At 67.1% G+C, this 25,592-nt stretch carries 25 protein-coding genes; 21 read left to right on the top strand and 4 right to left on the bottom strand.

The genetic code is table 11. The features are described from left to right. From RMO12_RS10090 to RMO12_RS10080, 3 genes are all read left to right on the top strand, one after another. The coding region (locus RMO12_RS10090; protein ID WP_309639189.1) for a radical SAM protein at positions 1 to 577 on the top strand (577 nt) is incomplete at its 5' end. A 7-nt stretch (positions 578 to 584) separates the two neighbouring features. Continuing rightward, positions 585 to 1,772, top strand: coding sequence for a cystathionine beta-lyase (locus RMO12_RS10085; protein ID WP_309639188.1), 1,188 nt, complete (start codon positions 585 to 587; stop codon positions 1,770 to 1,772). A gap of 269 nt (positions 1,773 to 2,041) precedes the next feature. Beyond that, positions 2,042 to 3,139 (top strand): acyltransferase family protein, encoded by a 1,098-nt coding sequence (locus RMO12_RS10080; RefSeq protein WP_309639187.1) that lies wholly within the window; start codon positions 2,042 to 2,044, stop codon positions 3,137 to 3,139. 105 nt (positions 3,140 to 3,244) lie between these two features. Here the strand turns inward: RMO12_RS10080 and smpB are convergent, their stop codons facing one another. Beyond that, on the bottom strand, positions 3,245 to 3,715 hold the full coding sequence (gene smpB / locus RMO12_RS10075) for an SsrA-binding protein SmpB (protein ID WP_309626080.1): 471 nt from the start codon (positions 3,713 to 3,715) through the stop codon (positions 3,245 to 3,247). 29 nt (positions 3,716 to 3,744) lie between these two features. On the opposite strand from smpB, the gene RMO12_RS10070 reads away from it, so the two are divergent. Together RMO12_RS10070 and RMO12_RS10065 are read left to right on the top strand one after the other, a co-directional pair. Further along, entirely contained in the window at positions 3,745 to 4,200 is a 456-nt protein-coding gene (locus RMO12_RS10070; RefSeq protein WP_309639186.1) for a type II toxin-antitoxin system RatA family toxin, read from the top strand. Next, on the top strand, positions 4,157 to 4,684 hold the full coding sequence (locus RMO12_RS10065) for an RnfH family protein (RefSeq protein ID WP_309639185.1): 528 nt from the start codon (positions 4,157 to 4,159) through the stop codon (positions 4,682 to 4,684). The genes RMO12_RS10070 and RMO12_RS10065 overlap by 44 nt, the downstream gene beginning before the upstream one ends. 9 nt (positions 4,685 to 4,693) lie before the next feature. Here the strand turns inward: RMO12_RS10065 and RMO12_RS10060 are convergent, their stop codons facing one another. Beyond that, complete coding sequence (locus RMO12_RS10060; protein ID WP_309625198.1) at positions 4,694 to 5,215, bottom strand: DUF4124 domain-containing protein; 522 nt, start codon at positions 5,213 to 5,215, stop codon at positions 4,694 to 4,696. A gap of 149 nt (positions 5,216 to 5,364) precedes the next feature. Here RMO12_RS10060 and guaB point away from each other — a divergent pair, with 149 nt between their 5' ends. The 15 genes from guaB to RMO12_RS09985 all read left to right on the top strand — a co-directional run bounded on the left by guaB (position 5,365) and on the right by RMO12_RS09985 (position 19,319). Beyond that, positions 5,365 to 6,834: an IMP dehydrogenase gene (guaB, locus tag RMO12_RS10055; RefSeq protein ID WP_309639184.1), complete on the top strand. Its 1,470-nt coding sequence runs from the start codon at positions 5,365 to 5,367 to the stop codon at positions 6,832 to 6,834. A gap of 47 nt (positions 6,835 to 6,881) precedes the next feature. Continuing rightward, complete coding sequence (locus tag RMO12_RS10050) at positions 6,882 to 7,133, top strand: type II toxin-antitoxin system prevent-host-death family antitoxin (protein ID WP_309625200.1); 252 nt, start codon at positions 6,882 to 6,884, stop codon at positions 7,131 to 7,133. 10 nt (positions 7,134 to 7,143) lie between these two features. Next, on the top strand, positions 7,144 to 7,563 hold the full coding sequence (locus RMO12_RS10045) for a type II toxin-antitoxin system VapC family toxin (protein WP_309625196.1): 420 nt from the start codon (positions 7,144 to 7,146) through the stop codon (positions 7,561 to 7,563). 52 nt (positions 7,564 to 7,615) lie between these two features. Beyond that, on the top strand, positions 7,616 to 8,833 hold the full coding sequence (locus RMO12_RS10040) for an MFS transporter (protein ID WP_309639191.1): 1,218 nt from the start codon (positions 7,616 to 7,618) through the stop codon (positions 8,831 to 8,833). A gap of 23 nt (positions 8,834 to 8,856) precedes the next feature. Continuing rightward, positions 8,857 to 10,437, top strand: a complete 1,581-nt coding sequence (gene guaA, locus RMO12_RS10035) for a glutamine-hydrolyzing GMP synthase (protein ID WP_309625195.1) — start codon at positions 8,857 to 8,859, stop codon at positions 10,435 to 10,437. Between the two features lie 68 nt (positions 10,438 to 10,505). Next, the gene (locus RMO12_RS10030; protein WP_309625516.1) at positions 10,506 to 10,748 is read left to right on the top strand and encodes an AbrB/MazE/SpoVT family DNA-binding domain-containing protein; all 243 of its coding nucleotides are present in this window, start codon (positions 10,506 to 10,508) and stop codon (positions 10,746 to 10,748) included. Then, a complete protein-coding gene (locus RMO12_RS10025) occupies positions 10,745 to 11,140 on the top strand; it encodes a type II toxin-antitoxin system VapC family toxin (RefSeq protein ID WP_309639183.1) in 396 nt (131 codons plus the stop codon). The genes RMO12_RS10030 and RMO12_RS10025 overlap by 4 nt, the downstream gene beginning before the upstream one ends. A 119-nt stretch (positions 11,141 to 11,259) precedes the next feature. Continuing rightward, positions 11,260 to 11,568, top strand: a complete 309-nt coding sequence (locus RMO12_RS10020; RefSeq protein ID WP_309625518.1) for a hypothetical protein — start codon at positions 11,260 to 11,262, stop codon at positions 11,566 to 11,568. A gap of 54 nt (positions 11,569 to 11,622) precedes the next feature. Continuing rightward, positions 11,623 to 12,249 carry a tRNA adenosine(34) deaminase TadA gene (gene tadA, locus RMO12_RS10015; RefSeq protein ID WP_309639182.1) on the top strand — a complete coding sequence of 209 codons (627 nt, stop codon included), beginning with the start codon at positions 11,623 to 11,625 and terminating at the stop codon, positions 12,247 to 12,249. Then, positions 12,249 to 13,226, top strand: a complete 978-nt coding sequence (locus RMO12_RS10010; RefSeq protein ID WP_309639181.1) for an LD-carboxypeptidase — start codon at positions 12,249 to 12,251, stop codon at positions 13,224 to 13,226. Before tadA ends, RMO12_RS10010 begins: the two co-directional genes overlap by 1 nt. A 427-nt stretch (positions 13,227 to 13,653) precedes the next feature. Beyond that, positions 13,654 to 16,413 carry a TonB-dependent receptor gene (locus tag RMO12_RS10005; RefSeq protein WP_309639180.1) on the top strand — a complete coding sequence of 920 codons (2,760 nt, stop codon included), beginning with the start codon at positions 13,654 to 13,656 and terminating at the stop codon, positions 16,411 to 16,413. A 414-nt stretch (positions 16,414 to 16,827) separates the two neighbouring features. Further along, positions 16,828 to 17,676 carry a MotA/TolQ/ExbB proton channel family protein gene (locus RMO12_RS10000; protein ID WP_309639190.1) on the top strand — a complete coding sequence of 283 codons (849 nt, stop codon included), beginning with the start codon at positions 16,828 to 16,830 and terminating at the stop codon, positions 17,674 to 17,676. A 9-nt stretch (positions 17,677 to 17,685) separates the two neighbouring features. Then, positions 17,686 to 18,111, top strand: a complete 426-nt coding sequence (locus tag RMO12_RS09995) for an ExbD/TolR family protein (RefSeq protein WP_405029659.1) — start codon at positions 17,686 to 17,688, stop codon at positions 18,109 to 18,111. Between the two features lie 49 nt (positions 18,112 to 18,160). Beyond that, complete coding sequence (locus RMO12_RS09990) at positions 18,161 to 18,598, top strand: biopolymer transporter ExbD (protein WP_309639179.1); 438 nt, start codon at positions 18,161 to 18,163, stop codon at positions 18,596 to 18,598. Between the two features lie 58 nt (positions 18,599 to 18,656). Further along, on the top strand, positions 18,657 to 19,319 hold the full coding sequence (locus RMO12_RS09985; protein ID WP_309639178.1) for an energy transducer TonB: 663 nt from the start codon (positions 18,657 to 18,659) through the stop codon (positions 19,317 to 19,319). Between the two features lie 116 nt (positions 19,320 to 19,435). Here the strand turns inward: RMO12_RS09985 and RMO12_RS09980 are convergent, their stop codons facing one another. Continuing rightward, positions 19,436 to 22,060 carry a [protein-PII] uridylyltransferase gene (locus RMO12_RS09980; RefSeq protein WP_309639177.1) on the bottom strand — a complete coding sequence of 875 codons (2,625 nt, stop codon included), beginning with the start codon at positions 22,058 to 22,060 and terminating at the stop codon, positions 19,436 to 19,438. A 170-nt stretch (positions 22,061 to 22,230) separates the two neighbouring features. Then, complete coding sequence (gene map, locus RMO12_RS09975; RefSeq protein ID WP_309639176.1) at positions 22,231 to 23,034, bottom strand: type I methionyl aminopeptidase; 804 nt, start codon at positions 23,032 to 23,034, stop codon at positions 22,231 to 22,233. A 111-nt stretch (positions 23,035 to 23,145) separates the two neighbouring features. Here map and purL point away from each other — a divergent pair. After that, positions 23,146 to 25,592, top strand: a 2,447-nt coding sequence (purL, locus tag RMO12_RS09970) for a phosphoribosylformylglycinamidine synthase (protein WP_309639175.1), incomplete at its 3' end; no start/stop codon positions are given.

Here is a 25,592-nt window from a genome sequence, read left to right as displayed (position 1 = left end):
GCCCTACCTGGACGTGCCTTTCCAGCATTCGCATCCCGACGTGTTGAAGCGCATGAAGCGCCCCGCCAGCGGAGAAAAGAACCTCGAGCGCCTGGCACGCTGGCGCGAGGCCTGCCCGCAAATCGTGGTGCGCTCGACCTTCATCGCCGGCTTTCCCGGCGAGACGGAAGGCGAGTTCGAGCACCTGCTCGACTTCATGCGCGAGGCGCGCATCGACCGCGCCGGCTGCTTTGCCTACTCGCCCGTGGCCGGCGCCAGTGCCAACGAATTGCCCGGTGCGCTGCCCCGGGACGTGCGCGAGGCGCGCCGCGCGCGCTTCATGGCGGTGGCCGAGCAGGTGTCGGCCGCCAAGCTCGCCGAGCGCGTGGGTGCGGACATGCAGGTGCTGGTCGACTCGGCCCCGGCGTTGGGCAAAAAAGGTGGCGTGGGCCGCAGCTATGCCGACGCGCCGGAGATCGACGGCGTGGTGCATCTGCTGGCGCCGCTGAAGGCGTCCAAGACCCTGAAGGTGGGCGAGTTCACGCGGGCGCGCATCGTCGGCACGCAAGGCCACGACCTGGTCGGGCAGCCGGTGTGAGGCGGGCATGACAAAGGCCTCGGACCGCGACGATCCGCTGACCACCGGCCTCATCCATCATGCCTACCGCCCGCCGGCAGGCTTTGGCGCGGTGCCGCCGGCCGTCCACAAGGCCTCGACCGTCATCTTCGCCACCGCCGCGGCCCTGCGCGCACGCGACTGGAAGTCCAAGAGCGGCTACACCTACGGCCTGCACGGCACGCCGACCACCTTCACGCTCGAAGCGCGCATCGCCGCGCTGGAGGGCGGGCGCCACACCGTGCTGGCGCCGAGCGGGCTGGCGGCGATCGCGCTGGTGAACCTGGCGTTGCTGAAGTCGGGCGACGAGCTGCTGCTGCCGGCCAATGTGTACGGGCCGAGCAAGGAGCTGGCGCGCCAGGAGCTGGCGCACTGGGGCATCACGCACCGCCTCTACGACCCGATGGATGCCGCGGCGCTCGCCACGATGATCGGCCCGCAGACACGGCTGGTCTGGATCGAGGCGGCCGGTTCGGTGACGATGGAGTTCCCCGACATGGCGGCCCTGGTGGCGGCCTGCCGGGCGCGCGGTGTGACCAGTGCGCTCGACAACACCTGGGGTGCGGGCGTCGCATTTGCGCCCTTCGACTGCGGCATCGACATCTCGATGCAGGCGCTCACCAAATACCCGTCGGGTGGCGCCGACGTGTTGATGGGCGCGGTGACCACGCTTGATGAGGCGCTGCACCTGCGGCTGAGTGCGACGCACATGCGCCTGGGCCTGGGCATCGGCGCCAACGATGCCGAGTTCGTGCTGCGCTCGCTGCCCACCCTGGCGCTGCGCTACGCCGCGCAGGACGCCGCCGCGCGACGTCTCGCCGCTTGGTGGCAGCAGCGCAAGGAGATCGCGCAGCTGCTGCACCCGGCCTTCGTCGGTTCGCCCGGCCATGCGCATTGGGCGGCGACCTGCCGCGCCGCGGCGGGGCTGTTCTCGGTGGTGTTCGACGCGCGTTACACGACGGCGCAGGTCGACGCCTTCGTCGACGCGCTGCGCCTGTTCAAGATCGGTTATTCGTGGGCCGGGCCGGTGAGCCTGGTGGTTCCCTATGACCTGGCGTTGCTGCGCGGCCCGCAGGCCGCGCTGGGGAAGGGCACGTTGGTGCGCTTTTCGCTCGGCCTCGAGTCGGCGGACGACCTGATCGCCGACTGCGAGCAGGCACTGCGCTCGCTCGGTTGAGATGACAACCCCCACGCACCTGCGGTGCTGCCCCCGAGGGGGCGCTCAGCCCTGTTGGGGCGGCCCGGCGAGGGCAATGATGACAACCCCCACGCACCTGCGGTGCTGCCCCCCGAGGGGGCGCTCAGCCCTGTTGGGGCGGCCCGGCGAGGGCTGAGATGACAACCCCCACGCACACCTGCGGTGCTGTCCCCCGAGGGGACGCTCAGCCCTGTTGGGGCGGCCCGGCGAGGGCTGAAGCCGTGCGGCCCGCGCCTAAGCCTGCTGTTATGCAGCGCCTGCCGCTGATCGACCTGCTGAAGGCCGTGGCGTCGCAGCTCATCGTGTTGCACCACCTCGCCTTCTACGGGCCGATGTCCGATGTGGTGGCGCAGGCGGCGCCGCAGTTGATCGAGTGGCTTGCGCGACACGGGCGGCTCGCGGTGCAGGTGTTCCTGGTGGTCGGCGGCTTTCTCGCGGCGCGTCAACTCGCCCCCGAGGGCAGGCTCGTCCTCGTCGGATCCAAGCTCGCGGCCCTGCGCGAGCGCTACCTGCGCCTGGCGCTGCCTTATGCGGCCACGTTGCTGGTGGTGCTGGTGTGCGCGGCGTTGGCACGCCGCCTGATGACGCACCCCTCGATCCCCGAGCCGGCAGGGTGGTGGCCGTTGTTGGCGCACTTGCTGCTGCTGCAAGACCTGCTCGGCGTGGACGCGCTGTCGGCCGGTGTCTGGTACGTCGCGATCGACTTCCAGCTCTTCGCGCTGCTCGTCGGGCTGCTGTGGCTCGCGGTGCCGCTGGAGCGCCGGCTCGGGCTGCGGCAGCCGCTCGCGCCCTGGTTGGTGACGGCGCTGTGGCTGGCGTCCTTGCTTCACTTCAACCGCCAGGGCGCATGGGACGTGGCGGCGCCGTATTTCTTTGGCGCCTACGGGCTTGGCGTGATGGCGGCGTGGTGGGCGTCGGCGCCGATGCGACCACGCTGGCGGGTGGCCAGCGCGGCCGGAGCGGGTGCCGTCGTGGCGTCGGCCCTGCTGCTCGATTGGCGCCCGCGCATTGCCCTGGCCGCCGTGGTGGCGCTCGCGATCATGGCTGCGGCACGGTGGCGCTTCGATCTGCCCGGATGGGCGAAGGGCGTCGTCGGGCGCCTCAGCCGCATCAGCTACTGCCTGTTTCTCGTCCACTTCGGCGTGTGCCTGGTCATCAACGCCGCGTTCGTCCGCTTCCTGCCGGCGACGGCCGCGGTGCAGGGCCTGGGCATGCTGCTTGCCTGGGGCGCCAGCCTCGGCGCTGCAGCGCTGATGCACCGCTGGGTCGAGGTGCCGGCGGTGCACTGGGTTGCGGCGCGCGGCACTCGCGCCGTCGCATCGGCGCGCGCAGCCGTGGTGCTTTGACGCCAACCGTCAAAAACGACCGGGCCGCTAGGTTCACTGGCCGTTCGGGCCAACCACCTTCGTTCCCATCAAGCACCCTTTCTGACGAAGGGCTCGACCCGGTCGCTACGCGCCCTGGCCCTTGGGGCCGCTCACTTTGGTTCGCATGAGTCTTCCCTTTTCGCGCTCCCAGTCGCGCTTTTTCTCGGTGTCGCGCTTGTCGTGCAGGTCCTTGCCCTTGGCCAGCGCGATGTCGGCCTTTACGCGGCCGCCCTTGTAGTGCAGGTTGAGCGGCACCAGCGTGTAGCCCTTTTGCTCGACCTTGCCGACCAGACGACGGATCTCGTCCTTCTTCATCAACAGCTTCTTGGTGCGGTCGGCCTCGGGGTGGACGTGCGTGGAGGCGGTGTTGAGCGGGTTGATGCGGCAGCCGATCAGGAACAGCTCGCCGTTCTTGATGACCACATAGCCGTCGGTGAGTTGCACCTGGCCGGCGCGGATCGCTTTGACTTCCCAGCCTTCGAGCACCACGCCAGCTTCGAACTGCTCTTCGAGCAGGTAGTTGTAGCGAGCTTTCTTGTTGTCTGCGATCGCCATCGAGGGCCTCAATAGAATTGGCTGATTCTATGAAGCATGTCAAGAAGTCGGTCCTGCTCTGGTACTCGGCGCACGAGATGTACGAGCTGGTCACGGCCGTGCCCGACTACCCGAAATTCCTGCCCTGGTGCGAACGCGCCGAGGTGCTGCAAGCCAACCCGGGCGAGGTGACGGCCCGCCTATACATGGCCTTTCACGGCGTGCGCCACGCCTTCGCCACGCGCAACACGCAGGTGCAGGACGAGTCGGTGCGCGTGTCCCTGGTCGATGGCCCGTTCTCCGAGTTGCAGGGCAGCTGGCAATTCGTGCCGCTCGGCTCCGCCGCCGCAGACGCGCCGCGGGCGTGTCGGATCGAATTCGAGCTGCGCTACGCCTTCAGCAGCCGGGCGCTCGAAGTCGTGGTGAGCCCCGTGTTTGATCGCATTGCCAACACCCTGGTCGATGCTTTCGTCAAACGCGCCGAGCAGGTGCATGGCCCGCGGTGAGCACGGCGTGATGCGCATCGAGGTGGTCTACAGCCCGTCGGCGCGCATCGTCGACGCGGTCGAACTTCGCCTGGAGGAGGGCAGCACCGTGGCGCAGGCCCTACGGGCGAGCGGCCTCGAGCAGCGTCATCCGAACATCGACCTGGTGGCATCCCCCGTGGGCGTTTGGGGGCGGCTCTGTGCAGGGTCCGAGCCGTTGCGTGACGGCGACCGCGTGGAGCTTTACCGTCCGCTGCAGGTCGACCCGAAAGAGGCGCGTCGCCTGCGCTTTCGCAGCCAGGCAGGCCGCGGCATCAAGACCGCGCGCTGCGCCGAGCCCCCACCCTCAACTGCGTTCACTGCCCCAAGGACCACGAAGAGTCCCCTTCGTGGTCCTAGGGGCAGCCCGGCGGGCACTGAGCCGAGCCTCCACGCTCTTTGTCTTTGCGTTCACTGCCCCCCGAGGGCGCGCTTGGCGCCCTTGGGACGGCCCGGCGGGCACTGAACCTTCGCGTCAGCGGCAGTCGCTCGCGACGATGCCACGGGCGACTTGCGTTTCCTGCTCGCGCCCGCCGTCGTCGAGGAACTCGCGCTCGCCCTTGACGTTGGTGCGCGCGATGCGCACGCCGCTTTCGAGCGTGCGCAGGGCCGCGCGTGCCCGCTCGCAGCTCTGGGCGCGCGCCTGGGCGATGCGCGTTTCCTCGGCCTTGCGCTTGGCCGTCTCTTCCTGCTCGGCCTGCTTGCGCTTGGCCTCGAGCGCGGGGTCGACGTCGCTGACCGCCGGTGCGACCTCCGACGCTGCGGCGGACGCGGCCAGTGCCGAAGCGGCGCTCGCCGCCGGCACGAGCGACGGCGGCGCTGGCATAGGGCGGATCAAGATGTCCTTGGGCGCAACCGTCTTGGGCGGCGGCAGGTCGCTGTACTGGATGTGGCCGTTGGCGTCACGCCATTTCCAATGCGCCTGCTCACCCGCAGTTGCCATGAGTGCGCAAGTGCTCGCCAGTGCGGCCAGCCAGCAGAGCTTGTTCTTGTTCATACCGGTCAGTTTAGCGACCTGCCTGCCCGGCATCGCGGCGCCGCAGAGGCGCGGCGCGAGCGCCCGTGGGCCGCGTGCAACTTCTCACGCTGGATCGTGGCGCAGGACCCCCGTCCGTATAATTTCGTTTTGAGACTGGAGCCTGCCCCATGCGCCTTCTCGGCAAAGCGCTCACCTTCGACGATGTGTTGCTGGTGCCCGCCTTCTCCCAGGTTCTGCCGCGCGACACCTCGCTCGCGACGCGCCTGTCGCGCAACATCACGCTGAACCTGCCGCTGGTGTCCGCGGCCATGGACACCGTGACCGAAGCGCGGCTGGCCATCGCCCTGGCGCAGGAAGGCGGCATCGGCATCATCCACAAGAACCTGAGCCCCAAGCAGCAGGCCGCAGAGGTCTCGCGCGTGAAGCGCTACGAGTCGGGGCTGCTGCGCGACCCGATCACCATCTCTTCGGGCGTGCGCGTTCGCGACGTGATCGACCTGTCGCGCGCGCACGGCATCTCGGGCTTTCCGGTGGTCGACGAAGGCAAGGTGGTGGGCATCATCACCGGCCGCGACCTGCGCTTCGAAACCCGCCTCGACGCGCCGGTGCGCGAGATCATGACGCCGCGCGAGCGGGTCGTTTCGGTCAACGAAGGCGCCACCTTGCAGGAGGCCAAGGCGCTCATGCACAAGCACAAGCTCGAGCGCGTGGTGGTGGTCAACGCCGCCAACGAGTTGCGGGGCCTCTTCACCGTCAAGGACATCACCAAGCAGACCAACTTTCCGAACGCCGCTCGCGACGCGCATGGCAAGCTGCGCGTGGGTGCCGCGGTCGGCGTCGGTGAAGGCACCGAGGAGCGCGTCGAGGCGCTGGTCAAGGCCGGCGTCGACGCCATCGTGGTCGACACCGCGCACGGCCACAGCAAGAGCGTGATCGAGCGGGTGCGCTGGATCAAGCGCAACTACCCGCAGGTCGACGTGATCGGCGGCAACATCGCCACCGGCGAGGCGGCGCTGGCGCTGGCCGAGGCCGGCGCCGACGGCGTGAAGGTGGGCATCGGCCCCGGCTCGATCTGCACCACGCGCATCGTGGCCGGCGTGGGCGTGCCGCAGATCATGGCGATCGACAGCGTCGCCACGGCGCTTAAGGGCTCCGGCGTGCCGCTCATCGCCGACGGCGGCATCCGTTACTCCGGCGACATCGCCAAGGCGCTGGCCGCGGGTGCCTGCACCGTCATGATGGGCGGCATGTTCGCCGGCACCGAAGAGGCGCCGGGCGAGATCGTGTTGTTCCAGGGACGCAGCTACAAGAGCTACCGGGGCATGGGCTCCATCGCCGCCATGCAGCAGGGCAGCGCCGACCGCTATTTCCAGGACAACACCGGCGCCAACCCGAACGCCGACAAGCTGGTGCCCGAAGGCATCGAAGGCCGCGTGCCCTACAAGGGCTCGGTCATCGCGATCCTGTTCCAGATGGCCGGCGGACTGCGCGCCGCAATGGGGTACTGCGGTTGCTCGAGCGTCGACGAGTTGCACGACAAGGCGCGGTTCGTGGAGATCACTTCAGCGGGCATCCGTGAGAGCCACGTGCATGACGTGCAGATCACCAAGGAAGCGCCGAACTACCGGGCTGACTGAGCCCGCGGTGCTACAGTCTGGCCAGTTGTATTTTATTGGCCAGATTTATGCGCACCACCGGCATCTTCGAGGCGAAGCAGAGTTTTTCGGAGCTGATCGCGGCCGTCGAAGCGGGCGAGGAAGTGCGTATCACGCGCCATGGCAAGGAAGTGGTGCGGATGCTGCCGGTGCGCCCGAGCGTGCCGCAGGTGAGCGCGGCGCAGATCGAACGCGAACTGAAGGAACTCCGCCAGCTGCGCGCACGGGTGCGGCCCGGGCCGGGGTGGCGCGAGCTGCGCGACGAAGGTCGCAGGTTCTGAAAGCGCGGCGATGCCCATCACTCTCGACGCCTCGGCCACGGCCGCTTGGTTGTTGCCGGACGAAGCGAACGATGCGGCCGATCTCCTCTACCAGCGCGCACTGGGCGAGGACGAGCTGTTCCAGGCGCCCGCCGTATGGGCCTGGGAATCGGGCAACCTCTTGAGGACGGCGCGGCGTCGCGGCCGCCTGACGCCCCAACAGCTCACGCAGGCGGTGCGTTTGCTGCATCGCGCACGGGTCAGGCTCGAGGCGGCACCAGACCAGGAACGCATGTTGTCGACGCTGGCGCACGCCGAACGGGAAGGTCTGAGTTTTTACGACGCCAGTTACCTCGAGCAAGCCTTCCGCACCGGCGCCCAGCTCGCCACCAAAGACGACGCCTTGCGGCGCGCTGCATTGCGCATCGGTGTCGTGTGCATCGACGTTTGAAGCGCCAGTGAACTTGCCTTTCTCCGCCGCGCCGCCGCGCCGCGCCGCGGCGATGCGCTTCATCTTGATCGCCGTGCTGATCGACATGGTCTCGATCGGCTTGATCATCCCGGTGCTGCCGCCGCTGGTGGGCACCTTCACCGGCTCGCAAGCCCACCAGGCGTACTGGTTCGGCGCGGTCGCCTTCGCCTTCGGCATCGCCAACTTCTTCGGCTCGCCGATCCTCGGTGCTTTGTCGGACCGCTACGGCCGGCGGCCGGTGCTGCTGATCGGCTTTTGCGGGCTGGCGCTCAACTTCTTTGCCACCGCACTCGCGACTGCGCTGTGGATGCTGATCGCGGTGCGCCTGGTGGGCGGCGCCATGCAGGCCAATGCGGCCGTCGCCCACGCCTATGTCGCCGACATCACGCCGCCGGAGCAGCGTGCCAGGCGCTTCGGCATGCTGGGCGCCATGTTCGGCCTGGGCTTCATCCTCGGCCCGGTGGCCGGTGGGCTGATGGGGGCCATCGATCTGCACCTGCCGTTCTATGCAGCCGGCACCTTGGCCCTGCTCAACTGGCTGTACGGCTACTTCGTGCTGCCGGAGTCGCTGCCCAAGGAGCAACGCCGCGCCATCGACTGGAAGCGCGCCAACCCGGTGAGTGCGCTCAGGGGCCTGGCCGAACTCAAGGGCGTCGGCTCGCTGGTGGCGGTGCTGGCGCTGTCGGGCCTGGCGCAGTTCACGCTGCACACCACCTGGGTGCTCTACACCAGCTTCAAGTTCGGTTGGGGTCCGCTGGAAAACGGCTGGTCGCTGTTCGCGGTGGGCGCCATGTCGGCGTTGGTGCAGGGCGTGCTGCTCGGCCGGCTGCTGCGGCGTTTTTCGGCGCAGCGCCTGGCAGTGCTCGGGCTGATGTCGTCGAGCCTGTGCTACCTGCTGTGGGGCGCGGCCACCGAAGGCTGGATGATGTACGCGGTGATCGTTGCCAACGTGCTGGGCTTTGCCGCGTCGTCGTCGCTGCAAAGCATCGTCTCCAACGCGGCCGACGCCAGCACGCAGGGCCAGACGCTGGGGGCGGTGTCCTCGCTTAACAGCCTGATGGCCGTTGCCGCACCGGTCATCGGCGCGGCGCTGCTTGGCCTGGTGTCGGACCTGCCGCAGGGCGACTGGCGCATCGGTGCGCCCTACTATTTTTGCGCGGCGCTGCAGGCCCTGGCGATGCTGCTGGCGTTGCGGCACTTTCGCCGCCAGCGTGCGACACGCCACGCGGCCGCGGCGGCGCCTCTTTGAGTCCTTTAGCAAGCTTGCCCACCATGCACGACAAGATCCTCATCCTCGACTTCGGCTCCCAGGTCACGCAACTGATCGCACGACGTGTGCGCGAGGCGCATGTCTTTTGCGAAATTCACCCGAGCGACGTGTCCGACGCCTTCGTGCGCGAATTCGCGCCCAAGGCCGTCATCCTGAGCGGCAGCCATGCCAGCACCTACGAAGAACACGACCTGCGCGCGCCGCAAGCCGTGTGGGACTTGGGCGTGCCGGTGCTCGGCATCTGCTACGGCATGTTCACGATGGCAGTGCAGTTGGGTGGCCAGGTGGAGGCCAGCACGCACCGTGAGTTCGGCTATGCCGAGGTGCGTGCGCACGGCCACACGCGGCTCTTGCAAGGCATTCAGGATTTCAGCACCGCCGAAGGCTTCGGCATGCTCGAGGTCTGGATGAGCCACGGCGACAAGGTCACGCTGCTGCCGCCCGGCTTCAAGCTCATGGCCAGCACGCCGAGCTGCGAGGTCGCCGGCATGGCCGACGAGTCACGTGGCTACTACGCCGTGCAGTTCCATCCCGAGGTCACGCACACGCTGCAGGGCAGGGCGCTGCTCGACCGCTTCGTGCTCGACATCGCCGGCGCCCGGCCCGACTGGGTGATGGGCAACTATGTCGAAGAAGCAGTGGCGCGCATTCGCGAGCAAGTGGGCAGCGAGGAAGTGATCCTGGGCTTGTCGGGCGGCGTGGATTCGAGCGTCGCCGCCGCGCTGATCCACCGCGCCATCGGCGACCAGCTCACCTGCGTGTTCGTCGACCACGGCCTGCTGCGCCTGGACGAGGGGCGCATGGTGATGGAGATGTTTGCCGGCCAGTTGCACGCCAAGGTCGTGCATGTGGATGCGAGCGAGCAATTCCTTGGTGCGCTGGCGGGCGTGAGCGAACCGGAGCAAAAGCGCAAGATCATCGGCCGAGAATTTGTCGAAGTGTTCCAGGCCGAGGCCGGCAAGCTCCGGCAGGCCAAGTGGCTGGCGCAGGGGACCATCTACCCCGACGTGATCGAGTCGGGCGGTGCCAGCAAGAAGGCCACCACCATCAAGAGCCACCACAACGTCGGCGGCCTGCCCGCGACCTTGGGCCTGAAGCTGCTCGAGCCCTTGCGCGAACTCTTCAAGGACGAGGTCCGCGAACTCGGCGTCGCGCTCGGCCTGCCGCCTGCCATGGTCTATCGCCACCCCTTCCCTGGGCCGGGCCTGGGCGTGCGCATCCTCGGCGAGGTGAGGCGCGACTTCGCCGACCTGCTGCGACGAGCCGACGCCATCTTCATCGAGGAGTTGCGGGGCACCGTCGACGCCGCCAGCGGCAAGAACTGGTACGAGCTGACGAGCCAGGCCTTTGCCGTGTTCCTGCCCGTCAAGAGCGTGGGCGTGATGGGCGACGGGCGCACCTACGACTACGTGGTTGCATTGCGCGCGGTGCAGACCAGCGACTTCATGACGGCCGACTGGGCCGAGCTGCCGTATGCGCTGCTGAAAAAAGTCTCGAGTCGCATCATCAACGAAGTGCGCGGTATCAACCGCGTGACCTACGACATCTCGAGCAAGCCGCCGGCAACCATCGAATGGGAGTAGGAGGTGCTGGCGCTTGCCCGGCCAAGCTCCTTACATTAAAGTAAGGCGCCGGATCAGTGACCCAGCCAATGACCACCGCCACCCTCACCAGCAAAGGCCAGATCACCATCCCTGCCGCGGTGCGTGAGGCGCTGGGCGTGGACGCTGGTGACCGAGTCGAGTTCGTCGAAATCGCGCCCGGACGCTACGAGTTCATCGCCGCCACGCGGTCTGTTACTGCTTTGAAAGGCATGTTCGGCAAGCCACTCAAATCGGTTTCGATCGAGGCAATGAACGCGGCCATCGCTCGGCGTGGGGCGTCAGCCAAATGATCGGGCTTGATACCAACGTGCTGGCGCGCTACATCATGCAGGACGATTCCAGGCAGTCGCCCATGGCGACCCGTCTCGTCGAGTCGCTGTCAGCCCAGGCGCCGGGCTTCGTGCCGCTGGTGGTAGTGGTGGAACTCGCCTGGGTGCTTTCTTCAGCCTATGACCTCGACCGAGCCCAGCTCGTCAAAGCTTTCGATGCCCTGCTGCGGACAAAGGAGATCGTCGTTGATCGGGCCGAAACGGTGTGGAAGGCGCTGCGTGTCTTTCAGAGTGCCAATGCTGACTTTGCCGATTGCCTGATCGAGCGCTCGGCGTCAGTGGCCGGGTGCGATCAAACGATGACATTTGATCGAGGCGCCGTGAAGGGATGCGGCATGACGCTGGTGAGCTGATCTCGATTCGGCCCGGCATGAACGGGCGGGGCGCAGCGTCATGTAACGGGCAGCGCCGCAGAGCGTGTCGTCCCAACGCTCCGAGAGGCAGAATACAAACCATCAAGCAGGAGCAAGCCATGCGCATCGTCTTCAGTGTCCTGGGTCTGCTGATCGTGCTGGCCATCATCGGCTCGGTTGCCAAGAAACAGTTGCAGGCGATCCGCACGCTGCCGAGTCCGGCGGCGGTGTCGGCGGCGCAGGGCGACACCGCCACACCTCAGCTCGGCGAACGTGGCGGCCGGCTCGACGCCTTTCCGGGCGCGGTGGCGGCCGACCCGTCACTGACGGTGCCGCAGCAGTCGCAGAACATGCAGCAGCAAGTCCGCGACCAAGTGCAGCAACAGCTGCAGCAGGGCGCGGCCCGCTCGGCCGGCGCGGCGCAATGAGGCACCGAGCAACTGCTGCGGCTGTGGCTGCCGCTGCGGCTTCGTGCGCGCAGCATGAGTGAGGCCTCTGAGCAGCAAAACCGCGACGAGGCCGGCATGCGCATGGCGCTCGACCAGGCGCAGAACGCCTGGCTGGTGGGCGAGGTGCCGGTCGGCGCGGTGATCCTGCGCGAGGTGGACGGCGCGCGCCAGCTCGTGGCGACCGGCTACAACCGGCCGATCACCACCAACGACCCGACCGCGCATGCCGAGATCGTGGCCTTGCGGCATGCGGCGCAACTGCTCGGCAACTATCGCCTGCCCGACTGCGAAATCTACGTCACCCTCGAGCCCTGCGCCATGTGTGCCATGGCGCTGATGCACGCACGCTTCAAGCGCGTGGTGTTCGGTGCCGTCGACCCCAAGACCGGCGCGGCCGGCTCGGTGCTGGACTTGTTTGGCTACTCTCGGCTCAACCACCACACCAGCGTCGAGCGCGGCGTACTCGGCGACGCCTGCGGTGCGCTGTTGCGCGAGTTTTTTGCTGCCCGTCGCGCCGAAGCTCGCGGTACACGCGAGGCGCCCGCCGCGGCGGCGGCCAGCGACCCGACGCAGTCCGACTTTCAGAACGCCGTGGACTTCGACATCGTCGAGGTGATCGAGATGCAGGACACCATTCCCGGCGACCTGACGGACCTTTGATGCGCGCCACATCCGTCGATGAACACGACGCTTCGCCGCACGCTTGCGAACCAGCGCGTTTGACGCTGAGCGTGTTTGCGCCCTCGGGCGTGCTCGCCGAGCCCGCCGCCGCCCGCCGTGCGCTCAGGCGCCTGTTGTCGATCGGCTTCGATGCGTCGCTCGATGCCACCGCGCTGGCCCGCAGCCAGCGCTTCGCCGGCGACGATGACACGCGCCTGGCGGCCCTGCACCGGGTGGCCGATGCCGCGCCCTCGGTGGCAATGGCGCTGCGCGGCGGCTACGGCCTGACGCGCTTGCTCGACCGCATCGAATGGCCCCGCATCGCTCGCAGCATCGAGCGTGGCACGCGCTGGGTCGGGTACAGCGACTTCACCGCGCTGCACCTGGGCGCGCTGGCGCACGGCGCGCTTGCAACGCGCAGTCCCGGTGGCTTGTGGGCCGGGCCTTTGGCGCATGACGACTTCAGCCGCACGGCCGAGCAGGGCGGTGTCGAAGAGGTCACCGAGGCGTGCTTTCTCGAGGCCATGCACGGCGAGCTGGAGGCGGTCGGTTTTCGCACCGAGCCCGGCTTCGATGGCCTCGAGGCGCGCGGCACGCTGTGGGGCGGCAACCTGACGGTGCTGCTGTCCTTGCTTGGAACGAAGCACTGGCCGCGCATCAAGGGCGGCATCCTGTTCCTGGAAGACGTCAACGAGCATCCCTACCGCGTCGAGCGCGGGCTGCTGCAGCTGCACCAGGCCGGTGTGCTGCAAGCACAGAAGGCCGTCGTGCTCGGTGCCTTCAGCGACTGGCGCAAGTCGCCGTTGGACCGGGGTTATGGCCTGAAGACGGTCGTGACGCAGCTTCGCGCCGCAACGCGCACCCCCATCCTGAGCGGCCTGCCTTTCGGGCATGTGGCCACGAAGGTTTGCCTGCCGGTCGGGCGTCGCGTGAACCTGGTGGTCGAGGGGCGGGACGTGTTGTTGGCCTGGGGTTGACGCGGCACGGCGCAACGCTGTTCGCAGCCTTGTCGGCCGGGCCCATCTGTCCCCCGCGGTCCCCCGCGAATGACTGGACATCAAGCGGATTCCGTGTCGCGCGCGACAAACTGGCAAGCGCCTGACGCTAGGACCACGGCCCAAAGCAGCCTTCATGCGGCCATGAGAAGGCCAGCGTACGCGCACCGGATTCGCCTGCAACCCGCATGGATTCTCGCTTTCTGCGGCGCAAGCGATCGTCTCGTCGACGGCCAAGCGGCGCGTGGCCGCAACGATCAAGGAAAGCTCGGGGCCGATGCCATTGCACTGAACGTGACAATTCGTTTGCACAGCAGCGGGGTCGCGCGCGGCCGGTTAACAAAATCGGCATGACCAGGGACTCGGTAATTGGGTTTTATCGTCAACCTATCCTTTCAGGAGTCTTCCAATGTTCAAAAGAACAAAACTCTCCGCTGCGTTGTTGATGGCCTGCGGGGGCGTGTTGCTCTCGTCTGGCGGGCTGGCGCAGGCTCAAGACAACACCCAAAAACTCGAGCGCGTGACCATCACGGGCTCGAACATCAAGCGCACCGACACGGAGACCGCCTCTCCTGTGCAAGTCATCTCCCGCGAGGAGATCGAGCGCTCCGGCAAGCAGTCGATCCAGGAGGTCCTACGGGGAGTCACAGCCGATGGCCTGGGCTCGATCCCGTCGTCGTTCAGCGATGGCTTCGCGTCCGGTTCCGCCGCCGTCTCGTTGCGGGGTCTGGGTGTCAACTCGACCTTGGTGCTGGTCAACGGCCGCCGCATGACGACGTATGGGCTCGCGGACGACGGAACGCGCAACTTCGTGGACCTCAACTCGCTCCCGCTCGAGGCGGTGGACCGAATCGAAGTCCTGAAGGACGGCGCCTCGGCCATCTACGGTGCGGATGCCGTGGGCGGCGTCGTCAACGTGATTCTGCGCAAGAACTACACCGGCGCCTCGATCGGTGGCTCGTACGGCCAGGCCAGCCGCGGCGACGGCAAGACGACGCGTGCCTTCGGCTCGCTCGGCTTCGGCGATATCGATGCCGACAAGTACAACGTCTTCTTGAGTCTCGAAGCGTCCCAGCAGAAGAACATCTGGTCCGTGGACCGCGGGTTCATCGGGCAGAGCGACCACACCTCGCGCGGGTACTACGACACCACCAACGGCGCTCGCCGCCCTTATTTCAGTGCCGGGCCGACGTCCAACTCGCCGTACGGTGTGACTCGAAGTGCTACTGGCGGCGGTGCTCGGGTGAACGTGATTCCTTGCGCGCCCAGCGCCATCGTGCCGTCGACTGGTTTGTGCGGCTACAACCCACTGGTCGAACAAGAGGTGCAGCCTGCACTCGACCGGCTTAACTTCTTCGGCCGGGGCACATTGCAGTTCTCGCCCTCCCTCACGGCCTATCTGGAGGTGGGGTACTTCAGTACCAAGTCGAAGGCCAATGTCACCCTGGGCGCGAACAACGACGGCGGTGTCTTCGTGCCGGGGGATCCCTTCAATCCGCTTCTCGTGCACAGCTTCATGAATCTTCCCGCCGGGCATCCCGACAATACCTTCGGCGTTGATCGGTCGTTGTTTATTCGTCCCTTCGAACTCGGCGGACGAGACCAGACGACCGACAACGAAGTGTTGCGGCTCGTCCAGGGTTTGCAGGGAACAGGGTTCGGTTGGGACTTTGACGTCGGCGCTTCCTACATCAAGAGCCGACTGAAAAACCAGAACTTCGGCTACATCCGCTACGACGTCATGCAGGCGGCCCTGAACAATGGGACCTATCGCATCACCAGCCCCAGTCTGACGGCCCCCAGCGTCCTGGCCGCCATCTCGCCGACGCTCGAGAACACCCCGACCAGTTCGATCAAGTCGATCGATTTCAAGGCGTCACGCGAACTGATGAACCTGCCTGGCGGGGCTCTCGGATTGGCGGTGGGTGGGGAATTGCGCTGGGAAGCCGCTAACACGCCGCCCGTGCCGTTCACGGAAACGGCTGAGATTGTTGGCCTCGGTTACTCGGCGTTCAACGCCAGCCGCCGGGTCCAGGCGGTGTTCGGTGAATTGAACGCGCCGGTGACCAAGTGGCTCGAACTCAACGGCGCGCTCCGGTACGACCGCTACTCGGACTTCGGCAGCTCGACGACGCCGAAGGTCGGCTTCAAGATCAAGCCGATCGATCAGTTCGCCGTGCGCGGTACGTACTCCGAGGCGTTTCGTGCGCCTGGCCCGGCCGAAACCGGCGGTTCCAGCTTCGGCTTCACGACCTTCGGCATCCTGTCGCAAGGAAATCCGAACATCCAGCCCGAGACGGCCAAGAGCTACACCTTGGGCCTGATTGCAGAGCCGCTGCCCGGCACCAGCGCGACGTTGGACTACTGGAAGGTCGATCGCAAGAACGAAATCGTGCAGGCCGATCCGAACTCGATCATCGGTAGCTTGCCGACAACCGGCACTCCGCTATCGAGGATCTCCGGAGCGCAGCCAAATACCTTCATCTATTACGACGCGAATGGCGACATCGGGACCGTCACCGGGTTTTACCGGAACGCGGCGAAGACGAAGACCGACGGCGTCGACCTCGAGCTGCGGCACCGGATGAGCCTTGGCGAGGCCGGCAAACTGTCGACCCAGCTGAACTGGACGCACGTCAACAAGTTCCAGCGCACCGACCCGGACGGCAACACGTTCGAGTACGCCGGGACGCACGGCCCGCTCGTGCAGAGCGCGGGTGGCGGCTCGCCGAAGGACAGGATGAGCCTCACGCTGACCTTGGACCGCGGCCCGTGGGCGGTGACCGGTGGGATCAACTACGTGGGTCCGATCAAGATGATCGACCACAAGGGCGAAACGACAGACCCGGACGGCAGTGGCACGATTCACAACAGCAATACCGGCGTGGATTATCCCGACGCCGGGCAGTACAACTGCGGCGTCTTCGATACCAGCGGCAATGTCTACGGCGGATGCAAGCTGCCGTCGTTTACGACGTTCGACCTGTTCGCCAGGTGGACGCCGATGAAGAATCTGGACGTCAACTTCTCCATCCAGAACCTGTTCGATCGCAAGGCGCCGTTCGATCCGTACCTCGTGATTCCCTACGCCATCAACTACAACCAGACGTGGCATCAGTCTGGCGCTGTCGGCCGGTTCCTCACGGTGGGCGCGAAGTACTCGTTCTGAACGGGGCCTGACCTGAGGTGCCACTGGCCGGCAAGCCGCGAGCTTGCCGGCTGTTGGTTCACAGATCGTCGGTATGCATCCCATCCGCCGGCTCGCGCCGGCGGTTTTTTGTTGAGTTCGCTGCCAATCGCGCCATGGCTGCGCAGCGTTCTGTATTTCAGGCGTAGCCCATCATTCCCGCTCCCTCCAAACCTTAAGGTCGAGCGACCACAATGCGCGACCTAGCCGCCAACCTATTGCCACTCCCATAGATTGACCCCCCTGCCTTGCAGAACCTCGGAAGCCTCACGAGGGTTGACGTCGCAGTCTGCAGTGGTCCCGATGGGCCCCCGGCGTTGACCCGTCACGTGTCAGGGATCGACCGCGATCGTTTCAATTCAAGCTAGCCGCTTACACGGAGATCTCATGTTCCGCATTGCCCGTTCTTCCCTTGCTGCCTCACTGGCTGCTGTGTCGTTGGTGGCGACGACCTTGATGATGGTCGTGCCACCGTCGGCGCATGCGCAGGCTGCCGATGCAGCTTCGGCTCAGCCCGCCGTTGCGCAGGCTCCCGCCGTGTCGCCGCCGGCCACCGCTGAGGCCAAACCCGCGCCCGAGACGATCGAGAACCCTTACGGCCTCGAGGCCCTCTGGAAGACCTCGGACGGCGTTGCCAAGACGGTGCTGCTGCTCCTGCTCATCATGTCGATGGGCAGCTGGTACATCATCGTCGTCAAGTTCATCGAGCAAGCCAAGATCACCCGCCAGGCGCGCTTGGCGGGCAAGAGCTTCTGGACCTCGGGCAGCGTGCGTCAAGGGGCCGATACGCTCGAGAAAGAGAGCCCGTTTCGCTTCATCGCCGAAGCCGGCATCGAGGCAAACAAGAAGCACAGCGGCCTGCTAGAGCATGTGGACCTCAACAGCTGGGTGACGATGGGGATTCAGCGTTCCATGGAACGCGTGCAAAGCCGTTTGCAGGATGGGCTGGCTTTCCTGGCCACGGTCGGATCGACGGCTCCTTTCGTCGGCCTGTTCGGCACGGTCTGGGGCATCTACCACGCCCTCACGGCGATTGGCGTGGCCGGCCAGGCCTCCATCGACAAGGTGGCCGGTCCGGTGGGCGAGGCGCTGATCATGACGGCCATCGGCCTGGCCGTCGCCGTGCCGGCGGTGCTGGGCTACAACTGGCTGGTGCGTCGCAACAAGTCGGCCATGGAAGACGTGCGCGCCTTTGGCAACGACCTGCACTCGGTGCTGCTGTCCTCGCCCCGGGGCAAGGTGTAGGCCATGTCGATGAACGTCGCAAGCTCCGACGAGGACGAAGACGAGGTCGTGTCGAGCATCAACACCACGCCGCTGGTCGACGTGATGCTGGTGCTGCTGATCATCTTCCTCATCACCATTCCCGTCGTCACCACCTCCATCCCGGTCCAGCTTCCCAAAGAGTCGATCCAGGTCCGCGAGAGCAAACCCGAGAACGTGATCATCTCGGTCGATCGCAAGGGCGGCATGTTCTGGTACGACACGCGCGTGCCCAACACGCAGGCGCTGGTCGACAAGCTCAAGAAGGTGGCGGTCATGAGGCCGCAGCCCGAGGTGCAGATCCGCGGCGACCTGGCGGCGCAATACGACTCGGTCGGCAAGGTGGTCTATGCCTGCCAGCGCGCCGGCATCGGCAAGGTGTCTTTCATCACCGAGCCGCCGCCGCGCGGGAGTTGAACATGGCTGTGCTCGGCGGATCGCGTTGCCGTTTTGAAGGAGTTTTCAAATGAGCATGAGCGTAGGCAACACCAGCAGCAGCGGCGAGCCCGAAGTCATGATGGACATCAACACCACGCCCTTGATCGACGTGATGCTGGTGCTCCTGATCATGCTGATCATCACCATTCCGATCCAGTTGCACGCCGTCAACCTGGACTTGCCCGTGGGCACGCCGCCGCAGCAGAACGTGCTGCCCAACATCGTCAAGATCGACATCGACGAGCGCAACAAGGTGTTCTTCAATGGCGAGCTGATGCCCGACACGGTGGAGGTAGACCGTCGCCTGCGCGACATGTCGCTGCTGCCGCTGGCGGCCCAGCCCGAGCTGCATCTGCGGCCCAACAAGCGGTCGCGCTACGAGACCGTCGTTGCCGTGATGTCGGCGGTGCAGCGCTTCGGCCTCACCAAGTTCGGCATCGTCGGCGCCGAGCAATTCATCGAATGAACGCCGCATTGGCCGCACCGCTCACAAGGCGCAGCGGGCCGGCATGGAGCCTGTCGGCATGGATTTGACTTACCAGCAGCAGCCATCGTCGCGGCGGCTCATCGGCTTTATCGCCGTCGTGGTGCTGCACATCTTCATCTTCTGGGCGCTGGTCTCGGGGCTGGCGCGCAACGTGGTCGAGATCGTCAAGAAGCCCCTCGAAGCCAAGATCATTGTCGAGCTGCCGCCGCCGCCACCGCCCCCGCCGCCGCCGCCGCCACCCAAAGAGATCGTGAAGCCGCCACCGGCACCGCCGAAGGTCGATCGGCCGCCGCCTCCTTATGTACCGCCGCCTGAGATCACGCCGCCGCCGACCGCGGCGCCGGCGATCACTACGGCGCCCGAGCCGCCAAAGGTCGAATACAAGATCGAGGTGCCGCCGCCACCGGCTCCGCCAGCCCCTGTGGCTGCGCCTCCCGGCCCGGCCTCCAAGTCCGACATCGGCGTGGTCTGTCCGACGCAGGTCAAGCCGGAGTTGCCGCGCAAGGCGCTGCAGGAGGGCACCTCGGGCGTTGTGCGTGCCCAGGCGCGCATCAGCGGTGGGGTGGTCAAGGAAGTGACCATCCTGTCGGGACCGCGCGTGTTCCATGCGGCGGTGCGTTCTGCGATGCAGCAGTACAAGTGCCAAAGCGGCGCGGAGGAGGTGATCGCGGTGCAGGAGTTCGAGTTCAAGATCGAGTAAGCGGGCTTGATTTGCTTCCTCTGCCTCTGGGAGAGGAAAAAATCGTACTTCCTCCCTCTCCCAGAGGGAGAGGGGACTCAACTCGCGCGGCGAGGGGACTCGCGCAGAGCAAGAACCTAGGCGATCGCCTCGAGCAGCTCGGTTTCGATCTCGAGCTGCTGGCGGTTTTTCTGCAGCGACGCGCCGTCGATGAGGAAGGTGTCTTCCACCCGCTCGCCCAAGGTCGTGACCTTGGCCAGCTGCAGGTTCAGGTGGTGGCGCGCCAACACCCGCGCAATGGCATAGAGAAGCCCCGAACGGTCGCTGGCCGACACGCTGAGCAGCCAGCGCTGCGCACGCTCGTCGGGCTTGAGCAGCACGCGCGGCGTGACCGGAAACGAGCGCACGCGACGCGACAAGCGCCCACGGCTGGGCTCCGGTAGCGGGCCCGACGAGGCCACTGCCTGCGCCAGCTGGTGCTCCACCAGCGCGATCAGGTCGCGGTAATTGATGTCCAGCGGCTGAAGAACGTGCGGTGAGATCACCTGGAAGGTGTCGAGCGCGTAGCCGCTCCTGGTGGTGTGGACCTTGGCATCGAGGATGTTGAAGCCGGCGCCGTCGAAGTAGCCGCAGATGCGCGCGAACAGGTCGGGCTGGTCGGGGGCATAGACCAGGACCTGCAAGCCTTCACCGACACTCGACAGGCGCGAGCGCACGATCGGCGTGACGGTGACCACGTGGTGCGCCAGCGATCGCGCATGCCAGGCAATGTCGGCCGCTTCGTGGCGCGCAAAGTAGCTGAGCTCGAGCGTGTCCCACAGCGGCTGCTGCACACCGCTGGGCAGCGAGTGCAGGTTAAGGGCGTGCAGTGCTTCGAGTTTGCGCGCCTCGAGCTCGGCGTCGGCGTTGGGCTTGGCGCCACCGAGCGCACGCAGGCTCGCGCGGTACAGGTCTTCGAGCAGCTTGCCCTTCCAGGCGTTCCAGACCTTCGGGCTGGTGCCGCGGATGTCGGCCACCGTCAGCAGGTAGAGCGCGGTGAGGCGGCGCGTGTCGCCGACTCGCGCGGCAAAGGCCTGCACCACCTCGGGGTCGCTCAGGTCTTCTTTCTGCGCGACGCGGCTCATCGTCAGGTGCTCGCGCACCAGAAACTCGATCAGCTGTGCGTCCTCGCGTTCGACGCCATGCTCACGGCAGAAGCGCCGCACCTCCACGCGGCCGAGTTCGGAGTGGTCGCCGCCGCGGCCCTTGGCGACGTCGTGGAAGAGGGCGGCCACGTAAAGCACCCAGGGCCGGTCGAAATCAACCGCGAGCTGCGAGCAAACCGGGTACTCGTGCGCATGCTCGGGAACGAAGAAGCGCCGCACGTTGCGCAGCACCATCAGGATGTGCTGGTCGACCGTGTACACATGGAACAGGTCGTGCTGCATCTGCCCGACGATGCGCCGAAACACCCACAGGTAGCGCCCCAGCACCGAGGTCTCGTTCATGAGCCGAAAGGCGTGCGTCTGCCCGCCTGCGGGGTGCATGAGGATCTGCATGAACAGCTGCCGGTTCACCGGGTCCTGGCGAAAGGCGCCGTTCATCACTTCGCGCGAGTTGTAGAGCGCGCGCAAGGTGCGTGCCGACAGGCCCTTGATGCCCACTCCCTGCTGGAAGGTGAGAAAGGTTTCGAGGATGGCGTGCGGGTCGCGCTCGTAGAGGTCGTCGCTGGCGACTTCGAGCATGCCGCCGCGGTCGAAGAACTTGCCCGGCGTCACCGGCCGCATCGGCAGGCCGGCCGTGCCGCTGATGCGCTCCTCGATGTTGAGCATGAGGATCTGGTTGAGCTGCGCCACCGCCTTGGCGGCCCAGTAGTAGCGGTGCATCAGCGCCTCGGAGGCGCGGCGTTCGCGCGTGCCCTGGTAGCCGAAGCTCTCGGCCACCGCCGTTTGCAAATCGAACACCAGCCGGTCCTCGCGACGCCCGGCCACCATGTGCAGCCGCGCGCGGATCAGCTTGAGCAGGCCTTCGTTGCGCTGCAGCTGCTTGACCTCGAAGGGCGTGACCAGGCCCTTGGCGGCGAGCGCGGCCCAGCTCTTGCCCAGGCCGGCGGCGCGCGCCACCCACACCACCACCTGCAGGTCGCGCAGGCCGCCCGGGCTTTCCTTGCAGTTGGGCTCCAGCGAGTAGGGCGTGTCTTCGTACTTGGTATGGCGCTGGCGCATCTCCAGCGTCTTGGCGCGCAGGAAGGCGACCGGGTCGAGCGCCTCTGCATGCCCACGCCTGAATTCGTCGAACAGGCGTCGCGCGCCGCACAGGAATCGCGCCTCGATCAGCGCCGTCTGCACCGTCACGTCGCGCTCGGCCTCGGCGACGCATTCGGCCACCGTGCGCACGCTCGAGCCGATCTCCAGGCCGATGTCCCAGCAGGCGGTGATGAACTCACTGACGGTGGTTTTAAGCGCATCGTCGTCGAGCGCCACGCCGCGGCTTTCGGGCAGCAGCACCAGCACGTCGACGTCGGAGTAGGGAAAGAGTTCGCCGCGGCCGTAGCCGCCCACCGCCACGAGCGCCGCGCCGCGCGGCATCTGCGCGTGCTGCCACAAGGCGGCGAGCGTCTCGTCGACATGACGCGTGAGATTGCGGATCAGCAGCGAGGCGGCCGGCGCCGTCGGGCGCGCGTCGCGAAAGCGCTCGATCAGTGCCGCCTTACCGTCGCGAAAGCGTGTTCGCAGCGAAGGCAGGGCGAGCGCGGTCGAAGCGGGAGCGTGCGCTGCGGGCATGGGGCCGGCCGGTCAGGCCTCGCCGGGCCGCCCCAAGAGGCGTGAGCGCCACCTCGGGGGGCAGCACCGAAGGTGCGTGGGGGTCGTCACCTCAGGCCTCGCCGGGCCGCCCCAAGAGGCGTGAGCGCCACCTCGGGGGGCAGCACCGAAGGTGCGTGGGGGTCGTCACCTCAGCCCGGCGCGAGCTGGGGCGGCGCGGGCGTTCCGGCCGAGACGGTGAGCACCTCGTAGCCGTCTTCGGTCACCAGCACCGTGTGCTCCCATTGCGCGGACAGCGAGCGGTCCTTGGTGACGATGGTCCAGCCGTCGCCCAGCTCCTTGATCTCGCGGCGGCCGGCGTTGACCATCGGCTCGATGGTGAACACCATGCCCGGCACCAGGGGCTCCAAGGTGCCGGGGTGGCCGTAGTGCAACACCTGCGGCTCTTCGTGAAACTTGCGGCCGATGCCGTGGCCGCAGAACTCGCGCACGACCGAATAGCCCTGGCGCTCGGTGAAGGTCTGGATCGTGTGGCCGATGTCGCCCAGTCGAATGCCGGGTCTGACCTTGGCGATGCCACGCCACATCGCCTCATAGGTGAGTTGGCACAGGCGCCGGGCCGCGATCGAGCCCTCGCCGACGATGAACATGCGGCTGGTGTCGCCGTGCCAGCCGTCCTTGATGACGGTGACGTCGATGTTGACGATGTCGCCGCTCTTGAGCGCCCGCTCGTTGGGGATGCCGTGGCAGACCTGATGATTGATGGAGGTGCAGATCGACTTGGGGTAGGGCGTGTAGCCCGGCGGCGCGTAGTTCAGCGGCGCCGGCACCGCGCCCTGCACGCGCACGATGTGCTCATGCGCCAAGCGGTCGAGCTCGTCGGTGCTGACCCCCGGCCTCACATGCGCGGTGAGCATGTCCAGCACTTCGGAGGCGAGCCGCCCGGCGATGCGCATGCCCTGCACATCGGCTTCGGTCTTGATCGTGATCGACATGCCCCGGAGTATCTCACCGGCCCTCTAAAATCCTGGGCTTGCGAGGGGAGCCCGCCTCGTTGCCGCGGTGTGCGGCGCCCCCTTCGAGCCCGCCTCCTCGCCCGCGAGCCCATGACGCCTCCTACGCCCCAGCTGTTGTCCTTCGAGGGCGGCAACGCCTTGTCCGAGTTTCGTGCGCGCGCCTTGCTGCCGCGCCTGCAGGCCGTCGTGGCGCGCGTTGCCTGCGTGCATGCGCGCCACGTTCACTGGGCCGCGAGCGACGCACCACTCGACGCCGCCGCGCGCGACAAACTGGCGGCGCTGCTGCGCTACGGCGACGCCTATGCCGGCCCGGTCGAGGGTGAGCTGGTGGTGGTGATGCCGCGACTGGGCACCTTGTCGCCATGGGCCAGCAAGGCCAGTGACATTGCGCACAACTGCGCGCTGCCGGTGCGTCACGTGGAGCGTGTCACCGAGTTCCGCTTGAGTTTGAAGTCGGGCCTGCTCGGCAGCGCCAAGCCGCTCGCACCCGCCGAGCGCGTCGCGGTCGCGGCGCTGCTGCACGACCGCATGACCGAGAGCGTGGCCTTCGAGCGCGCTGCCGCGGCACAGCTGTTCAATGCGCGCGAAGGCCAGCCGCTGCAGACGGTCGATGTGCTCGACCGGGGGCGCGCAGCCCTGGCCGCCGCCAACCGCGACTTCGGCCTGGCGCTCAGCGACGACGAGATCGATTACCTGGTGGCCGCCTTCACGCAGCTGGCGCGCAACCCGAGCGATGTGGAGCTGATGATGTTCGCGCAGGCCAACAGCGAGCACTGCCGCCACAAGATCTTCAATGCGCGCTTCACCATCGACGGCGTGGCACAGGAACACTCCATGTTCCAGATGATCCGCCACACCCACGCGACCTCCCCGCAGCACACCATCGTCGCCTACAGCGACAACGCCGCGGTGATGGAGGGCAGCGCCATCGAGCGCTGGCTGCCCGAGGGCTACACCAATGCGCCGGTCTACAGCGCACGCGCCGGGACAGCGCATGTGCTGATGAAGGTCGAGACGCACAACCACCCGACGGCGATCTCGCCGTTCGCGGGTGCCGCCACCGGCGCCGGTGGCGAAATCCGCGACGAGGGCGCCACCGGCCGAGGCTCCAAGCCCAAGGCGGGACTGACGGGCTTTTCGGTCTCCAACCTGCACCTGCCCGGCACCGATGAGCCGTGGGAAGAGACGCGCTACGGCAAGCCCGAGCACATCGCGAGCGCCCTGCAAATCATGACCGAGGGCCCGCTCGGTGGTGCCGCCTTCAACAACGAGTTCGGCCGGCCCAACCTGGGCGGCTATTTCCGCGTCTACGAGCAGACCGTTCGCCCGCTCGCTGCCGACGGCTCAGTGCGCATCGAGCAACGGCGCGGCTATCACAAGCCGATCATGATTGCCGGCGGCCTGGGCACCATCAGCGAGGGCCAGACGCACAAGATCCTGTTCCCGGCCGGCACCTTGCTGATCCAGCTCGGCGGGCCCGGCATGCGCATCGGCATGGGCGGCGGCGCGGCCAGCTCCATGGCCGCGGGCGCCAACACGGCCGCGCTCGACTTTGATTCCGTGCAGCGCGGCAACCCCGAGATCCAGCGTCGCGCGCAAGAGGTGCTCAACCATTGCTGGGCACTCGGCGCGAGCAACCCCATCCTCGCGGTCCACGACGTCGGCGCGGGCGGCATCAGCAACGCCTTCCCGGAACTCGTCAACGACGCCGGTCGCGGGGCACGTTTCGACCTTCGCAAAGTGCCCGTGGAGGAGAGCGGCCTGGCACCCAAGGAAGTCTGGTGCAACGAAAGCCAGGAGCGCTACGTCCTGGGCATCGCCCCCGGCAACCTGCCTTTGTTCGAAGCCATGGCCACGCGCGAGCGTTGCCCGTTCGCCGTGGTCGGCGTGGCCACCGAAGCGCGGCAGCTGGTGCTCGAAGACGGCCCGGGCGACGACGAGTCGGCCTCGGTCCAGCGGCCGATCGACATGCCGATGGACGTGCTGCTCGGCAAACCGCCCAAGGTGCATCGCGACGTGCAGCGCGTGGTGCAGCGCTTCGCGCCCATTGAGCTGACCGGCGTGGCGCTGGAGCGCGCGGCCTTTGACGTGCTGCGCCACCCCACCGTGGCCAGCAAGCGCTTTCTCATCACCATCGGCGACCGCACGGTCGGCGGCCTCAGTCACCGTGACCAGATGGTCGGGCCCTGGCAGGTGCCGGTGGCCGACTGCGCCGTGACCCTGGCCGACTATGCAGGCCTTCGCGGCGAAGCCTTTGCGATGGGCGAGCGCACGCCGCTGGCGGTGATCGACGCGCCGGCCGCCGGGCGCATGGCGGTGGCCGAGAGCATCACCAATTTGCTGGCCGCGCCGATCGAGCTGGCGCGCGTCAAGCTCAGTTGCAACTGGATGGCGGCTTGCAGTGATGACCCCACGGCGCCGGGTGACGACGCTGCGCTGTACGACACCGTGCGCGCCGTCGGCCTGGAGTTGTGCCCCGCGCTCGGCGTGGCGGTACCGGTCGGCAAGGATTCACTGTCGATGCGCACGCGCTGGCT

Origin of the sequence: Methylibium sp. (assembly GCF_031393925.1) — a bacterium.
Taxonomy (GTDB): domain Bacteria; phylum Pseudomonadota; class Gammaproteobacteria; order Burkholderiales; family Burkholderiaceae_C; genus Methylibium.
The sequence above is the reverse complement of the archived record's forward strand: the minus strand, read 5'-3'. Positions and strand labels throughout refer to the sequence as shown.

Bases quoted from the DNA above. Each gene is read 5' to 3' on its own strand.
- RMO12_RS10085 (WP_309639188.1), top strand. From the start codon at position 585: ATGACAAAGGCCTCGGACCGCGACGATCCGCTGACCACCGGCCTCATC.
- RMO12_RS10080 (WP_309639187.1), top strand. From the start codon at position 2,042: ATGCAGCGCCTGCCGCTGATCGACCTGCTGAAGGCCGTGGCGTCGCAG.
- smpB (WP_309626080.1), bottom strand. From the start codon at position 3,715: ATGGCGATCGCAGACAACAAGAAAGCTCGCTACAACTACCTGCTCGAA.
- RMO12_RS10070 (WP_309639186.1), top strand. From the start codon at position 3,745: ATGAAGCATGTCAAGAAGTCGGTCCTGCTCTGGTACTCGGCGCACGAG.
- RMO12_RS10065 (WP_309639185.1), top strand. From the start codon at position 4,157: ATGCTTTCGTCAAACGCGCCGAGCAGGTGCATGGCCCGCGGTGAGCAC.
- RMO12_RS10060 (WP_309625198.1), bottom strand. From the start codon at position 5,215: ATGAACAAGAACAAGCTCTGCTGGCTGGCCGCACTGGCGAGCACTTGC.
- guaB (WP_309639184.1), top strand. From the start codon at position 5,365: ATGCGCCTTCTCGGCAAAGCGCTCACCTTCGACGATGTGTTGCTGGTG.
- RMO12_RS10050 (WP_309625200.1), top strand. From the start codon at position 6,882: ATGCGCACCACCGGCATCTTCGAGGCGAAGCAGAGTTTTTCGGAGCTG.
- RMO12_RS10045 (WP_309625196.1), top strand. From the start codon at position 7,144: ATGCCCATCACTCTCGACGCCTCGGCCACGGCCGCTTGGTTGTTGCCG.
- RMO12_RS10040 (WP_309639191.1), top strand. From the start codon at position 7,616: ATGCGCTTCATCTTGATCGCCGTGCTGATCGACATGGTCTCGATCGGC.
- guaA (WP_309625195.1), top strand. From the start codon at position 8,857: ATGCACGACAAGATCCTCATCCTCGACTTCGGCTCCCAGGTCACGCAA.
- RMO12_RS10030 (WP_309625516.1), top strand. From the start codon at position 10,506: ATGACCACCGCCACCCTCACCAGCAAAGGCCAGATCACCATCCCTGCC.
- RMO12_RS10025 (WP_309639183.1), top strand. From the start codon at position 10,745: ATGATCGGGCTTGATACCAACGTGCTGGCGCGCTACATCATGCAGGAC.
- RMO12_RS10020 (WP_309625518.1), top strand. From the start codon at position 11,260: ATGCGCATCGTCTTCAGTGTCCTGGGTCTGCTGATCGTGCTGGCCATC.
- tadA (WP_309639182.1), top strand. From the start codon at position 11,623: ATGAGTGAGGCCTCTGAGCAGCAAAACCGCGACGAGGCCGGCATGCGC.
- RMO12_RS10010 (WP_309639181.1), top strand. From the start codon at position 12,249: ATGCGCGCCACATCCGTCGATGAACACGACGCTTCGCCGCACGCTTGC.
- RMO12_RS10005 (WP_309639180.1), top strand. From the start codon at position 13,654: ATGTTCAAAAGAACAAAACTCTCCGCTGCGTTGTTGATGGCCTGCGGG.
- RMO12_RS09995 (WP_405029659.1), top strand. From the start codon at position 17,686: ATGAACGTCGCAAGCTCCGACGAGGACGAAGACGAGGTCGTGTCGAGC.
- RMO12_RS09990 (WP_309639179.1), top strand. From the start codon at position 18,161: ATGAGCATGAGCGTAGGCAACACCAGCAGCAGCGGCGAGCCCGAAGTC.
- RMO12_RS09985 (WP_309639178.1), top strand. From the start codon at position 18,657: ATGGATTTGACTTACCAGCAGCAGCCATCGTCGCGGCGGCTCATCGGC.
- RMO12_RS09980 (WP_309639177.1), bottom strand. From the start codon at position 22,060: ATGCCCGCAGCGCACGCTCCCGCTTCGACCGCGCTCGCCCTGCCTTCG.
- map (WP_309639176.1), bottom strand. From the start codon at position 23,034: ATGTCGATCACGATCAAGACCGAAGCCGATGTGCAGGGCATGCGCATC.